We start from the raw sequence: 13,924 nt of genomic DNA, 5'->3' as shown, positions 1-13,924 counted from the left end.
TATGTGCTGTTCTTTCTAGCCTATGCCCGAACAAGCGAAGTGGTGAAAAACAAAAAAAGCCCTTAAAACAGGGCTTTTTGTAAAACATTCGACAAACGGGCAAATTCTTCAATGGATAATGACTCGCCGCGGCGCTTACCATCAATGTCTGCTGTTTGAAGTGCTTCTTCAATGATCGCTTTATGTTGCTTTCCATCAGGTAAGTTGTTCATGAGGTTATTCATCAATGTTTTCCGGCGCTGACCAAAGCTCGCACGAATCAATTGAAAGAAAAATTCATCATTTTCTACTGATACGGCAGGCGTTTCACGAACGGTCAACTTGATCACAGCCGAATCGACATTTGGCTGTGGAACGAAAACCGTTTTAGGCACAACCATCACTGTTTTCGCTTCTGTATAGTATTGAACTGCGATAGAAAGCGAATTGTATTCCTTTGATGAAGGAATAGCGGCCATACGATCTGCTACTTCTTTTTGCAGCATGACCACAATCCCTTTCAATGGAAGGTTTTCTTCAAGCAGCTTCATAATAATCGGTGTCGTCACGTAATATGGAAGGTTGGCGACCACCATCACTTCTTTACAATCAGCAAAATTTTCCTCGATGACTTTTCCCACATCTGCCTTTAATACATCTTGATGAATGATCGTCACATTATCATATGGAGAAAGCGTATCGTTTAAAATAGGCAGTAAACGCTGATCGATTTCAAAAGCGGTGACCTTCTTTGCACGCTTAGCGAGCTGCTCGGTCAATGCACCGATACCAGGCCCAATCTCAATTACGCCAGTCTCATCTGTCACCTCTGCGTGATCGACAATACGATCGAGTATATTTGTATCAATTAAAAAGTTCTGGCCCAAGCTCTTTTTAAAAGAGAAACCGTATTTCTTCAGTATTTCCTTCGTTCTGATGGGTGTCGCTATATCTTTATTCATCGGCTTCCTCCTGCATGACGGTCTTTAAGGCCGCAATAAAATCATGTTTGGTTATTTGGAACATGTGAAGGCGCTTATGCAGCTGCTTCGCATTGGTATATCCTATATTTAAAAGCACACCTAGTCTTTCGCGGCGACGTTTCGATGATTCGCCTCCGATAAGGCCTGCGTCAAATAAGTCATCTAATGTAATATCACTTTCCGTTACTTCCATTTCCTCATGGACATGGGCAAGGCATTCCCGAATACTGTCCAAAGAAGCATGCTCGACACCAATTCCTTTGTCCCGCTTCGCCTTCGCAAGATGTTTTGGCAAAAATGCGTGCTTACAGCCAGGAACCGCTTCTGCGATGGTTTTCCGGATCTTCTCCCCAGGGAAATCAGGATCAGTTAAAATAATGACCCCTCTCGTCTCCTGAGCAAGACGCACTTGTTGAATAACTGTATCGCCAATGGCTGATCCGTTTGTTTCGATCGTATCTGCATCAACTGCCATCTTCACTCTCGCAGTGTCGTCACGACCTTCCACCACAATGATTTCTTTGATTTTCATGTATTCCTCCGCTTGCAAAAACAATAAACAATTTTTGGTTAAAAAACGAAACCTTTTATGCTGTTTTTGCGTCTAATTAATTAGAAAACAGTGCTTCTATTATAACCAAAAAAACAGAGGGTGCGCAAAGCCCTCTGTTCATATAAATGATTTGATGTGTTTATTTGAGCACTCTAATTTTAACTCGTTTATTTCCCCATTGATAAGCTGCCGACTTATTTGGGACGAACACATCAATTTTATTCCCTTTTATAGCAGATCCAGTGTCTGATGCAACGGCATATCCATAGCCTTCCACATACACTTTAGAGCCTAGCGGAATGACACTCGGATCAACTGCTATGACCTTTGCACCTGGATTTGATTTTAAATTATATCCTGTTGACGTTCTCCCGGTACATCCAGCACAGCTCGCTGTATAAGCTGTCGACGTCACATAAAATTCTTTTCCTGACGATTCATTGCTTCTTGAAACGGCAGGTGTCGCTTTAGGCTCTTCTTGGGACTCTTGTGTACCAACGGCCACTAAACGATCCTTGCTATCTTTTTCAGTCACTTCTTTAATCAATTCTTTAGACACCACTTTGCCGTTTTCTTTCACAATGGCATAGTGCTTCTTCAATTTACCTTCTTCACCTTTTTTAAGCACCTTCTCTTTTCCTTTTTCAAGAGAACGATCCTTTTTATGTTTGGTATCAAAAGCAATTTTCTCTTCCACTACATCGGTGACTTTTTCCACCCGAGTGATCTGAATATCTGCGCTTTTTTTAGTTATATGACTATGTAACGCAGGTTTGATCTTATCGTGCTTCTTGAGCTTCAGCTCTTGTTGCTTTAAAAAGTCAGCGACCGTAGTCGAAGTGGTCCACACTTTTTTCTCTTTTCCTCCATCATTTACGCTGACCTCGAAGGCCTGCTCAACCACAAGATCCATATCTTTTTTAATCTTGTCATTTTTTCCTGGAGTTACTTGATCGTGCTTCCCAATATCTATCTTCTCATTCTTCAATAATGCTCCAACCGTCTGATCTGTTGTCCATATCGTTTTCTCTTTCCCATCTAGGGTTAGATGAACCGGTATAGCCGCATCATACACAATGTTCATGTTGTCTTCAATCTTTGTATTTAGACTTGGAGAGATATGATCCTCCGCCTTGGTTTTTATTCCAAGGTCTGAAAGCAGCTGTGCTACTGTCTCTTCATGTGTACGAATTGTCTTCTCTTTACCATTGATTGAAATGGTAATAGACTGCTTAGTGAGCTCATGCGCACCGTAAGCCGTCCCAGTTCCAGCTAAAAGCAAGCAAACAACTAGTAATAAAACCTTGCCTTTTCCTAGCTTTACAGAAAACAGATTTTTCATTTTTTGTACGATGAAAAACGCCTCCTTCTCCTCGGAGAGATTATATAGAGTATCTCAAAACCTGTCAACCCTTCCACCCACTGTACAAAAATGCTCGATTGTACCCCTATTATGGGAGTTTAATGGGAGGAAGGGAAGAAAGACTTATCGACAACTTATCCTATGAAGAGGCGTAAACGTGTAGAACATTTTCGTTATGTTTCACAAATGGACAAGCTTAAACAAGGATTGACATCATATACTGTCAGTTTATACCGAAAACTTTTTTTGCATTTTTTGTGGTCAATTCAGCAAGCTCTTCAAAGCTTATTTCTCGTAACTCCGCGATCTGTTCTGCAATATATTTCACATAACTCGGCTCATTACGTTTTCCTCTAAATGGCGTTGGCGTTAAGTATGGGCAGTCTGTTTCAATCAAAAGCCGGTCACTTGGTATGTCCTTGACCACTTCTTTCGGTTTTTTGGCATTTTTAAATGTCACAGGTCCACCGAATGAAATATAAAAGTTCATATCCATACACACTTTTGCGATTTCTAGGCTACCAGTAAAGCAATGCATAATCCCTCCAACTTCAGCCGCTCCCTCTTCTTTTAAGATCGTCACAACATCTTCCGTTGCGTCACGATTATGAATAACGATCGGAAGATTCACTTCCTTCGCAAGAGCAATTTGGCGTCTAAAGACTTCTTTTTGCACATCTTTTGGCGACTTGTCCCAATAGTAATCGAGACCCATTTCTCCGATCGCAACGACTTTTTCATGTTGAGATAATTCTTTGATCCATAGCAAATCTTCATCTGTCATATCAATGGCGTCGACTGGGTGCCAGCCAATGGCTGCATAGATGAAATCATACGCTTCAATTAATTCCATCGCTCTCGTAATTGTCGGGCGGTCAAACCCTACCACCACGATTTTTTCGACTTTTTCACTCTTCGCTCTTTCAATCACCTGCTCTAAGTCTTCATTATATTGTTCTGCATTTAAGTGGGCATGTGTATCAAATAACATCGTTGATTTCTCCTTTCGACAATTCTTCTAAAAAACAAAAGGTGTTCGACGAAATGTTACACGTGGAACACCTTTGTTGATTTATAAAATTTTTGTTCCATTTGCTAGAGATTGATCCACTTCAAGAACTTTCAATTTCCCACCAGTCTCTCCAGTTAAAATCATTCCCTGGGAAATTTCCCCTCTGAGTTTAACTGGTGTGAGATTCGCTACACAGACGAGCTTCTTCCCTACTAACTCCTCAGGTTGATAATGCTTGGCTATCCCTGAAACAATTTGTCTCTTTTCAAATCCAAAATCAAGCTGCAGCTTTAAGAGACGATCTGCTTTTTTCACTGGGGCTGCTTCCAGCACCTGTGCGACTCGAAGATCAACTTTTGAGAAATCATCAAAAGCAATTTCTTCTCCCAGCTCAGGTAATTCTGTTTCTTCTATTTCTATTTTCTCTTCTTCTACCTTTGGTGCACTTCCCTGCATTTTCTCTTTAATATATGCTACTTCTTCTTCAACCTCTAAACGCGGGAACAAAGGCTCTCCCTTTTGTACCGTCGCTTGTTGAATCGCACCGAAAGATAGAATGCTATCCCAGCTTTTAAGCTTTTCTTCTTCAATGCCAAGCTGGAAGAAGATTTTCTCAGGTGTTTTCGTTAGGAAAGGCGTTAAGAGCACTGCTGTGATGCGCAATGATTCTGCTAAATGATACATGACAGAATGCAGCTCTTTTCGTTTTGATTCGTCCTTTGCCAGCACCCAAGGAGCTGTCTGATCAATATATTTATTCGTTCTGCTGATTAATGTCCAAACATTTGAAAGAGCCACCGAGAATTCAAGGTTTTCCATCGCTTCTTCATAGGCTTTGACTGTTTGCTCTGCTACTGCTTTAAGCTCCTCATCAAACTCATTAACTGGACCCTTATAGCTACTTAATGTACCGTCAAAATATTTTTGAACCATTGCCACTGTACGGTTAAGCAAGTTACCTAAATCATTGGCAAGGTCATAGTTTACACGTTCCACGAATCCTTCTGGTGTAAACACACCATCCGCACCAAAAGGTACTTCACGAAGGAGATAATAACGAAGGGCATCAAGACCGTAGCGATCTATTAATGTGACCGGATCGACTACGTTCCCTTTTGATTTAGACATCTTGCCATCTTTCATCAGTAGCCATCCGTGTGCGAATATTTGTTTTGGCAGCGGCAGATCGAGTGCCATCAGCATAATTGGCCAATAAATCGTATGGAAACGCACAATTTCTTTCCCTACGAGATGCACGTTAGCAGGCCAATATTTTTTATATTTTTCATCCTGATCTGTTCCGTAACCAATCGCAGTTAAATAGTTGAACAACGCATCAATCCATACGTAGATAACGTGCTTTGGATTGTTTGGAACTTTAATTCCCCAATCAAAGGTTGTTCTTGATACAGCCAAATCCTCTAAACCTGGTTTGATGAAGTTATTAATCATTTCATTCTTTCTTGATTCAGGCTGAATGAACGTTGGATTCTTTTCGTAATAGTCTAGTAAACGATCTGCATACTTACTCATACGGAAGAAATATGATTCCTCTTTAATTAATTCGACAGGATGTCCGCTGTCAGGGCTTTTCCCACCAGTGACTTCTCCTTTTTCATTGTGCTCCACATCCACAAGCTGTGTTTCCGTATAGAATGTCTCATCTGGAATACTGTACCAGCCTTCATATTGATCTAAATAAATATCACCTTGATCAAGTAGCTTTTGAAACACTTGCTCAATGATTATCGTATGTCTTTTTTCTGTTGTACGGATGAAATCATCATTGGAAATGTCGAGTTTCTTCCATAGTGATTGAATGTCTGCTACGACCGGATCTAAATACTCGATCGGTGTGATGTTTTGTTCTTCAGCTTTTTGCTGAATTTTTTGTCCGTGCTCATCTGTACCCGTTAAATACATCACATCATAGCCTTGAAGACGTTTATAACGAGCCATAGCATCCCCTGCTACTGTCGTATAAGCATGTCCAATATGTAATTTTCCGCTCGGATAGTAAATAGGTGTTGTCAGATAGAACGTTTTTTTCTTTTCCGGCATGTTGGAACCTCCTGCGTGTGTGTAAATGTCAAAAACTCCCGCCCAATGGACGAGAGCGGTTATTATCATTACATGAAAATGTGTTAGATCCATTTATTAAATTTTGCACTTGTGCTTTCTCTATGATACCATCTTAGCCTTTAAGATCAAGCATATATACATAGAACAAGATGAAATGATCGAAAAAGATGAGTTTTTCGAAAAAAACGACAAACCTGTCGACATTTTGTCGAATATTGTCGTATGAAATCTATTTCCAGATTTACAATTGTCTAATTTAGGGCAAAAGTCTTGTTAATCTGAGTTCGTCATTTCTTATTTTTTCATAGAAAAAAGCCTCAAAATCCTTATAAATCAGTAGTTTCAAGGTCTTTTGACTTTAAGAGTCATATTTTACAAACAATAGTAAACAAAATGATTGACGATTTATGGAAACCTTGTTATGCTATGAATGTAAGGAATTTGTCGAATAATGACGAAGATAATATTATATTAAGAATAAGAACTCTTTGGGAGGAGAATGAAGATGAAATCTACAGGTATTGTACGTAAAGTTGACGAATTAGGGCGCGTGGTGATTCCAATCGAACTTCGCCGTACTCTAGGAATCGCTGAAAAAGACGCTTTGGAAATTTATGTTGATGATGAAAAAATTATCCTAAAAAAATATAAACCAAACATGACTTGCCAAGTTACAGGTGAAGTATCAGACGATAACCTTAAACTTGCTAATGGTAAATTAGTTCTTAGCCGTGAAGGTGCAGAGCAAATCATTAACGAAATCCAAAACCAACTTCAATCACAAAAATAAGTTTGATATAAAAAAGGTTCTTGCACCGTTTGCAAGAACCTTTCTTTATTGTTCAATATGATAAGCATCGTATATGGTGCGTTTTGGTACTCCACGTTCGACGGCTGTACGCTTAATGGCTTCCTTTGACGTTAATCCTTCTTCTATGTAATGGATCACGTGTTCTTTTTCTGATAAGGACTTCCACCAAACTTCTTCATTTAGCTCTTCTTCATCTTGATCGTTCCCTTGTACGACAAGACAGAATTCACCTCGGATTTGATTTTCTGTCGCCCATGTCAGCACAGACTCTAAATCTCCACGAATAAACTCTTCAAATTTTTTCGTTAGTTCTCTCGTAATGGCGATATTCCGGTTACCCCACACTTCTTTCATCAAAGTCAGCGTTTCTTTTAACCGATGAGGCGCTTCATAGAAAATGATGGTTTCTTGACGCTTCTTCAAAGCTTCGAGCTGTTTTTTCTTTTCCTTTTTTTGTCGGTCGAGAAATCCATAAAAGAAAAATGGCTGCGGCGTAATCCCTGATGCAATGAGTGCTGTAAGTGCAGCATTTGCTCCAGGTAATGGAACGACATAACCGCCGATATTAGTAAAGTCTCGGACCACTTCAGCACCTGGATCAGAAATCGTCGGTAAACCAGCATCGCTCACAAGTGCGATGTTTTTTCCTTCTTTTAACCATTCGATCAACTTGTGACCGCTACTGTCTTTGTTATGCTCATGATAACTCGTCAATGGCGTATCAATTTCATAGACATGGCAAAGCTTTTTCGTTTGTCTTGTATCCTCTGCGGCAATATAGTCTACATCTTTTAATGTTTGTATGGCTCGAAACGTCATATCTTCTAAATTGCCAATTGGGGTTGGGACGAGATATAGAATCCCCATATCTGATTGACCATCAAAGCTTTTTTGTGTGTTCATGTGTCGCCTCCTTTTCAATACGCATTTCTTCTATATAAAGATCTTTCTTTTTTCGTGTCCACGTTTTGAAACGATATTCTTGCTGCATCGCTTCTCTTTTGGTTGCAAAACATTCATGATAATACAGCTCAACTGGCCGTCTGGCTCTTGTATACTTTGCTCCCTTCCCACTATTGTGGGTCATCAGTCTTTTTTGTAAATCATTTGTATAACCTGCATATAGGCTGCCGTCAGCACATTTCAATACATAGAAATAATGATTATGCTTCTCCATACAGTATCGTCCTGATTTCCTCTGTATACTCTTGATCATCTCCATAAACAAAAAGAGGCGGGAGAATTTTCAGATCTGGTTTTCCATCTTTTATCCCCTCTACTAAGATGGTATTGGCCTCTTTGCCCTGTTTGGGATAAACAAATTGAATTCGTTTTGGCTCAATTCGGTACTTCTTCATTAATTCCACAATCTCAAGCAGCCGTCCCGGCCGATGGACCATTGCCAGTTTCCCTCCTTGCTTCAGAAGCGTAGAAGAAACGCGGATAACATCTTCTAATGTACAATGGATTTCATGCCGAGCAATGGCCAAGTATTCATTCTCATTAATCTCTTCCTTAGAAGGTGTCTTAAAATATGGCGGATTACATGTGATGACATCTACTTTGTGATTGCCGTAGCGTGCTGGCATATCATTCAGATCACCATGAATCAGTTCTATCTGCTTTTCAAGTTGATTATACGCCACACTTCTTTTTGCCATATCAAAAAGCCGATCTTGAATTTCAACTCCCGTAATGGAAGCCTTAGATCGAGTCGAAAGCAGCAATGGCACAATGCCATTTCCTGTACAAAGATCAATGATCTCTCCTTTTTGGATGGGCACATACGCAAATTTTGCTAATAAGACTGCGTCCAATGAAAAGGCGAAAACCGTTTTACTTTGAATAATCTTCATATCTTCGGCGAGCAAATAATCTAATCGTTCATCTTCTCTTAACGAAACCATGATGTATCCTTTCTTTTCCTGTGAAAAAGGCTTCCGATTCAGCGGAAGCCTTTTCTCATTTTTTATTTAAAAATGACAGACAGAACAAACAGTCTCCCTCTTTACGTATGCTCCCATAATGTACATTGCAAATATGGAAGCCCTCCTGATATAACCGAGCTAGGTTATCATGACCTTCTCCTATATCAGAATGACCTGGCTTCTGAGCAGAATCATTCTCTGTCTCAGACGATTTGTCCCGATCGGACTGATCCAGACGTTCACGCAAGTGCTGATTCTCCATCTGCAGCTGATGATTTTCTTCAATCACTTCACCGATATGATTTTTCAAATCACCTAACTGGCGATAAAGAGAACCGATTTGTTCTTCTAAATTGATTACCGTATCAAATAGTTCCTTTTTATCCAAGGTGGCACACCTCGTTACTCAGTTGTTTGTGCAGATACAACGCCTTCTTGTAATAATTCTTCCCAAGTATATTCTATCACTTTTTCTTGTCCGGTTAATTCAACTTGCAAAATTCGTTCTAAAATGTTGAGCCCTACTACCTTTGCAGAGCCACTAGATGTTTGAATCGTTTCACCGATATCCGGCAATTGTTCTTTCGCCGTTTCATACTCATCGTTCTCATATTTCAAGCAACACATCAAACGACCGCAAAGCCCTGAAATTTTTGTGGGATTTAGCGACAGGTTTTGATCTTTTGCCATCTTAATGGATACTGGTTCAAAGTCTCCTAAGAATGTCGAACAGCAAAGCATTCGCCCGCAAGGTCCTATGCCCCCCAGCATTTTTGCCTCGTCCCTTACACCAATCTGGCGAAGTTCAATTCTTGTTTTGAAAATCGATGCAAGATCCTTCACTAGCTCACGGAAATCCACTCTGCCATCCGCTGTGAAGTAGAAGATGACCTTGTTTCGGTCAAATGTAAATTCAACATCAACCAGCTTCATTTCAAGACCATGTTCACTTACCTTCTGAAGACATGTATCAAAGGCTGTCATCGCTGCTTCTTTGTTTTCCTCAACGATGAGCCGATCTCTTTCATCTGCTACACGAATCACCTTACGCAGAGGAAGAACGACATCGTGTTCATCTACTTTTTTATTAGCGATGACCACTTGCCCGTACTCAACTCCTCTGACCGTCTCTACAATGACACAACTATCATTTTCTATATGAAATCCATTAGGATCGAAATAATAGATTTTGCCCGCTTTTTTAAAGCGAACACCAATTACGTTGTACAAGCTTATCCCTCCTGCAACATCAACACCAATTGCTCCATCAGCCCTTGGGCATTCACGTTGGATTGAAGTCTCTTTTTCGCTTCTAATACAGCAAGGATCTGGTTCGTCACCATCTGCTGTGTGGAATGCAGCGCATGCTGCTTCATTGTCTGGAATAAGTCTTGATAAATGACTTTATCTTCATTTCCTATTTGAATCGACAATACATCACGATATATAAATAAAAGCATATCCAGACCTGTTTCTTGAAGGTCTTTCTCTTTGAAAAAAGGCATCCATTGATCCTGTATATAAAAAAATGCATGTTCTTTTCGCTGGTGTAAGACTTCATACAATTTTATCACTTTCGCTCTAGACTCTGCAAACTGATCATTTCGACTTAATTCGAGTGCTTCTGCTAAATTGTTGGTTAAATTCGACAAAAGCCTTGCAAGATGCTGAGATACGCCTTCTTGTAATAGCTGCTGCTCCAAGGATTGAGGCTGCAGTGGCTGAAAGCTAAGCATCTGACATCTTGAAATAATCGTATCCAGCATTTTATGCGATTGCTCAGTAATTAAAATTGCCATCGTTTCCCGGTTAGGCTCCTCTAGGAACTTCAATAAACTGTTCGCAGCGTTGACCGTCATTTTGTCCGCATGAAGAATGATATACATTTTTCGGTGAGATTCCACACCTGCTTTTGTAAACTCCTCTTGCAATGCCTGTACTTGCGCTTTCTTAATTGACTGACCATCAGGCTGCATGAGATGTAAATCGGGATGGTTTCCTGACTCAATCCTCTTACAATTTTGGCAGGATTCACACGGTTTCACTCCTGATTCCAAGCAAAAAAAGCTCTTTGCTAGTAGCATCGCAGCATCCTGCTTACCGGTCCCTTTTTTTCCTTCAAATAAGTAGGCATGCGCAAGTCGGTCTTTATCAATACTATTAAAAATCAGCCGCATGACGCGCGGCTGCAAATCATTCATGTCATCCCAGCTAATTGCCATGTTATCACTCTCTATGTGTAAAGGTTAATTAATAAACCTTTTATTTCTCCAATACGTTCAAGCAAATCGATAGATGGTTTCTCTTGATCCATCATATCCTCTGTTAATTCGATCAGCTTTTCATCTAATGCTTTGACTAAAGCGAGTGTACGTGTGTTGCCATAAATATCAAAGCTTCTTGATGTTTCTAAATTTAATCCATTATCGACTGTCTCTTTCACAAAGCGCTTCACAAGTCCTTTAAACCTAGCCAAGTCCTTTAAATTTCGTGACTTTGCCAGCTTTTTACCGAACACTTCGATATCACTCAGCATAACCGTCAGCTGCTCTAAGCGCATTTTACCACTTTGCGTCTCCATCGAAGCTTTAAAGGAGGCAGATGTTTGGCTTCCCTTAATGCCTTGGAGTTCACGCTTTTCTAAAAGCAGCCGCATATCTTGATTAATTTTCACAGCAACCCATCCTTAGAATTGATGAAATTGTTCAACTGGCAGAATAAAGACAGTAGCTCCACCAACTTCAACCTCAACAGGGTATGGTACATATGAATCTGCGTTACCACCCATTGGAGATACAGGTGCAATCATTTGATCACGTTTGCGGCAATTTTCTTTTATAAGCTGCAACGCTTTATCCACTCGGACATCATCACAACCAATGATAAAAGTCGTATTCCCAGACTTTAAAAACCCACCAGTTGAAGCTAATTTTGTCACGCCGAATTGATGTTCAGTCAATATTTTCAACAACTTGCTACTATCTTGGTCCTGTACAACGGCAACAATTAATTTCATTTGATTGGCCTCCTTTGTTTTAGGCACAGGTGACATGCCGATGTCTTCCTCTATATTATAACAACGATTGGGAATGAGGTCATATTTGATTTTTCTTTAATGTGTCCTGAATCACTCGAAGTACTTCTTCATAGACATCCTGCATCGGCTTAGAAGCATCCACAACGTGGAATCGTTCTGGTGATTGCGCAATAAGAAGTTCATAGCCTTCTCTAACCAACTGGTGAAAATTCAGTGTCTCCATATCTAATCGGTTCTTTTCTCTTCCTTGATTGGCGTGAATTCGCTTTAGCCCTTCCTCAGGTGTAATAGAAAAGTAAATCGTCATTTGCGGCATCGTGCCATCAATAGCAAAGTCGTTTATTGATCTGACTTGGTCAATTCCAAGCCCTCTCGCATAGCCTTGATAAGCAAGAGAGCTATCAACAAAACGATCACATAAGACAGTCTCTCCTCGCTGCAATGCCGGTTCTACTTTTTCAGCCAAATGCTGCCTTCTTGCTGCTGCATACAACAATGCCTCTGTTTTCGCATCCATTTTTGTATTTTTTTCATTTAAAATGACTTCACGGATCTGCTCAGCAATGTCAATACCGCCCGGCTCGCGTGTTGCCATCACTGCATATCCTTGACGTTCCATTTCTTCGTACACTTTTCGTATCACTGTCGTTTTTCCGGCACCCTCTGGCCCTTCAAACGTAATAAACATACCGCTCATAGTGTCTCCTCTTCTATATAAACATATAATTTTCTCTGATGAATGACCTGACTTGCTTGAATATGAACCTCGTGACCAAGCAAACGGCTTAACGCCTCAATTTGTTCTTTTTCAATACGCTCTCCCTTAATCATCAAAGGAATTCCAGGTGGATAGGGAATAATGGATTCTGCACTCACCCTGCCTGTTGCTTGTTCAAATGGGACAGCCTCTATGTCTTGATTTAATATATCAGTCTCAAGAGATACCGTTTCATTTCGGATATATTTTTTCCCTTTGAGCAATGAATCACTTTGCTTAAGAGCCTGATCGATCTGCTTGAAAGGGACGTCCTTCCTCTGTTCTAGGCTAAGTACAAGTAAAACCTGATGTTCGTCCGCAAGCTCTGGATGAACATCCACTGATTCAAGTACCTGCTTTAGTTCGTAACCTGTCAGTCCTTTTGTTGATCGAATGACGCATTTTAATGGATCGGAATGCAATGATTCTGGCTCAACCACTTCAAGGTGAGTCAGACGGTTGAACTGATCTTTCAGCTCTGTCAGTTCTTTCATGATTACATCCAATGTCCCTTTTTCTTTGATCTCCTCGACATAAGCTCTTGCTACATCTAATGAGGCCATAATGGGATAAGAGGGCGAACTACTTTGAAGCATCGTCAGCAAGATTTTCAATCTCTTCGCATCGATTCGGTCCCCTTGAAGATGAAGATAGGAACCCATTGTCATTGCCGGAAGGGTTTTATGTGCTGATTGTACCACCACGTCCGCTCCATAGGAAAGAGCCGATGGGGGGAAGCCCCCGCCTAATACAAAATGCGCACCATGTGCCTCATCAACCAACACAATCATACCTGCTTCATGACACATGTGAATCAGCTTTAATAAATCAGCTGCATGTCCGTAGTAGTTCGGATAAGTCAAAATGATTGCCCTGCAATGAGGATGTTTTGCTATGGCTTTTCTCACTGTATCTTCCGCCACATGTGTTGGAACGTGCAAGTGTGGGTCTATCTCAGCGTCTATCAAAATAGGCGTTGCCCCTGCAAGTTCGATCGCATGAAAGACAGACTTATGGCAATTTCGCTGGACGAAAATTTCGTCTCCCGTGCGGCATGCTGTCATCACCATCGCCAAGTTTCCGACTGTTGTGCCATTCACAAGGAAGAAGCTTTGATCTGAATCATATAGCTTAGTTAATAAATGTTCTGCCTCTTGGATGACCCCAGTCGGGTGATGAAGATCATCAAGACCTTCAAGCTCTGTCACATCCAGCTGAAGAATTGAAGCATAGTGAGACCGTGCCTCATCAAAAAAGACATCTCCATTGTGATGTCCTGGAACGTGAAAAGAATAAGGCTTCTTTTCCGCATGCTGTGCTAATGCTGTATATAAAGGTGTTTTCAAACAAATCGACCCTTTTCACTTTAACGATATCTTATGTCTATTATAACGTTCAAATAAGTGAACCGAAAGATGG

At 40.5% G+C, this 13,924-nt stretch carries 16 protein-coding genes; 1 reads left to right on the top strand and 15 read right to left on the bottom strand.

Going from position 1 to position 13,924, the window contains the following annotated elements:
• Positions 1-62: 62 nt before the first annotated feature.
• The 5 genes from rsmA to metG form a co-directional block, all read right to left on the bottom strand.
• Positions 63-941, bottom strand: coding sequence for a 16S rRNA (adenine(1518)-N(6)/adenine(1519)-N(6))-dimethyltransferase RsmA (gene rsmA, locus GPS65_RS16940; RefSeq protein WP_012008651.1), 879 nt, complete (start codon positions 939-941; stop codon positions 63-65).
• Positions 934-1,494, bottom strand: a complete 561-nt coding sequence (gene rnmV, locus GPS65_RS16935; RefSeq protein ID WP_012008650.1) for a ribonuclease M5 — start codon at positions 1,492-1,494, stop codon at positions 934-936. Before rnmV ends, rsmA begins: the two co-directional genes overlap by 8 nt.
• A 160-nt stretch (positions 1,495-1,654) precedes the next feature.
• Positions 1,655-2,857, bottom strand: coding sequence for a G5 and 3D domain-containing protein (locus GPS65_RS16930; RefSeq protein WP_012008649.1), 1,203 nt, complete (start codon positions 2,855-2,857; stop codon positions 1,655-1,657).
• A gap of 244 nt (positions 2,858-3,101) precedes the next feature.
• Entirely contained in the window at positions 3,102-3,869 is a 768-nt protein-coding gene (locus GPS65_RS16925) for a TatD family hydrolase (protein ID WP_012008648.1), read from the bottom strand.
• An 81-nt stretch (positions 3,870-3,950) separates the two neighbouring features.
• Positions 3,951-5,951 carry a methionine--tRNA ligase gene (gene metG / locus GPS65_RS16920; RefSeq protein WP_119124313.1) on the bottom strand — a complete coding sequence of 667 codons (2,001 nt, stop codon included), beginning with the start codon at positions 5,949-5,951 and terminating at the stop codon, positions 3,951-3,953.
• A 520-nt stretch (positions 5,952-6,471) separates the two neighbouring features.
• On the opposite strand from metG, the gene GPS65_RS16915 reads away from it, so the two are divergent.
• The gene (locus GPS65_RS16915) at positions 6,472-6,762 is read left to right on the top strand and encodes a transition state genes transcriptional regulator AbrB (protein WP_087975202.1); all 291 of its coding nucleotides are present in this window, start codon (positions 6,472-6,474) and stop codon (positions 6,760-6,762) included.
• A gap of 45 nt (positions 6,763-6,807) precedes the next feature.
• Here GPS65_RS16915 and rsmI read toward each other — a convergent pair whose 3' ends face one another.
• From rsmI to GPS65_RS16865, 10 genes are all read right to left on the bottom strand, one after another.
• On the bottom strand, positions 6,808-7,686 hold the full coding sequence (rsmI, locus tag GPS65_RS16910; RefSeq protein ID WP_012008646.1) for a 16S rRNA (cytidine(1402)-2'-O)-methyltransferase: 879 nt from the start codon (positions 7,684-7,686) through the stop codon (positions 6,808-6,810).
• Positions 7,664-7,960 carry a GIY-YIG nuclease family protein gene (locus tag GPS65_RS16905; protein WP_012008645.1) on the bottom strand — a complete coding sequence of 99 codons (297 nt, stop codon included), beginning with the start codon at positions 7,958-7,960 and terminating at the stop codon, positions 7,664-7,666. Before GPS65_RS16905 ends, rsmI begins: the two co-directional genes overlap by 23 nt.
• The gene (locus GPS65_RS16900) at positions 7,947-8,690 is read right to left on the bottom strand and encodes a tRNA1(Val) (adenine(37)-N6)-methyltransferase (RefSeq protein ID WP_012008644.1); all 744 of its coding nucleotides are present in this window, start codon (positions 8,688-8,690) and stop codon (positions 7,947-7,949) included. The genes GPS65_RS16905 and GPS65_RS16900 overlap by 14 nt, the downstream gene beginning before the upstream one ends.
• A 55-nt stretch (positions 8,691-8,745) precedes the next feature.
• Positions 8,746-9,099 (bottom strand): DNA replication initiation control protein YabA, encoded by a 354-nt coding sequence (yabA, locus tag GPS65_RS16895; RefSeq protein WP_003217957.1) that lies wholly within the window; start codon positions 9,097-9,099, stop codon positions 8,746-8,748.
• A 14-nt stretch (positions 9,100-9,113) separates the two neighbouring features.
• Positions 9,114-9,941, bottom strand: coding sequence for a competence/sporulation regulator complex protein RicT (gene ricT, locus GPS65_RS16890; RefSeq protein ID WP_012008643.1), 828 nt, complete (start codon positions 9,939-9,941; stop codon positions 9,114-9,116).
• A gap of 2 nt (positions 9,942-9,943) precedes the next feature.
• Positions 9,944-10,933 (bottom strand): DNA polymerase III subunit delta', encoded by a 990-nt coding sequence (holB, locus tag GPS65_RS16885; protein WP_012008642.1) that lies wholly within the window; start codon positions 10,931-10,933, stop codon positions 9,944-9,946.
• An 11-nt stretch (positions 10,934-10,944) separates the two neighbouring features.
• Complete coding sequence (locus tag GPS65_RS16880; protein ID WP_012008641.1) at positions 10,945-11,385, bottom strand: YaaR family protein; 441 nt, start codon at positions 11,383-11,385, stop codon at positions 10,945-10,947.
• A 12-nt stretch (positions 11,386-11,397) separates the two neighbouring features.
• A complete protein-coding gene (locus GPS65_RS16875) occupies positions 11,398-11,727 on the bottom strand; it encodes a cyclic di-AMP receptor DarA (RefSeq protein WP_012008640.1) in 330 nt (109 codons plus the stop codon).
• A gap of 79 nt (positions 11,728-11,806) precedes the next feature.
• Positions 11,807-12,445 (bottom strand): dTMP kinase, encoded by a 639-nt coding sequence (gene tmk, locus GPS65_RS16870; protein WP_119124312.1) that lies wholly within the window; start codon positions 12,443-12,445, stop codon positions 11,807-11,809.
• Complete coding sequence (locus GPS65_RS16865) at positions 12,442-13,851, bottom strand: aminotransferase class I/II-fold pyridoxal phosphate-dependent enzyme (protein ID WP_012008638.1); 1,410 nt, start codon at positions 13,849-13,851, stop codon at positions 12,442-12,444. Before GPS65_RS16865 ends, tmk begins: the two co-directional genes overlap by 4 nt.
• Positions 13,852-13,924 lie beyond the last annotated feature (73 nt).

This window comes from Bacillus pumilus (assembly GCF_009937765.1).
GTDB classification, from domain to species: domain Bacteria; phylum Bacillota; class Bacilli; order Bacillales; family Bacillaceae; genus Bacillus; species Bacillus pumilus_O.
The sequence above is the reverse complement of the archived record's forward strand: the minus strand, read 5'-3'. Positions and strand labels throughout refer to the sequence as shown.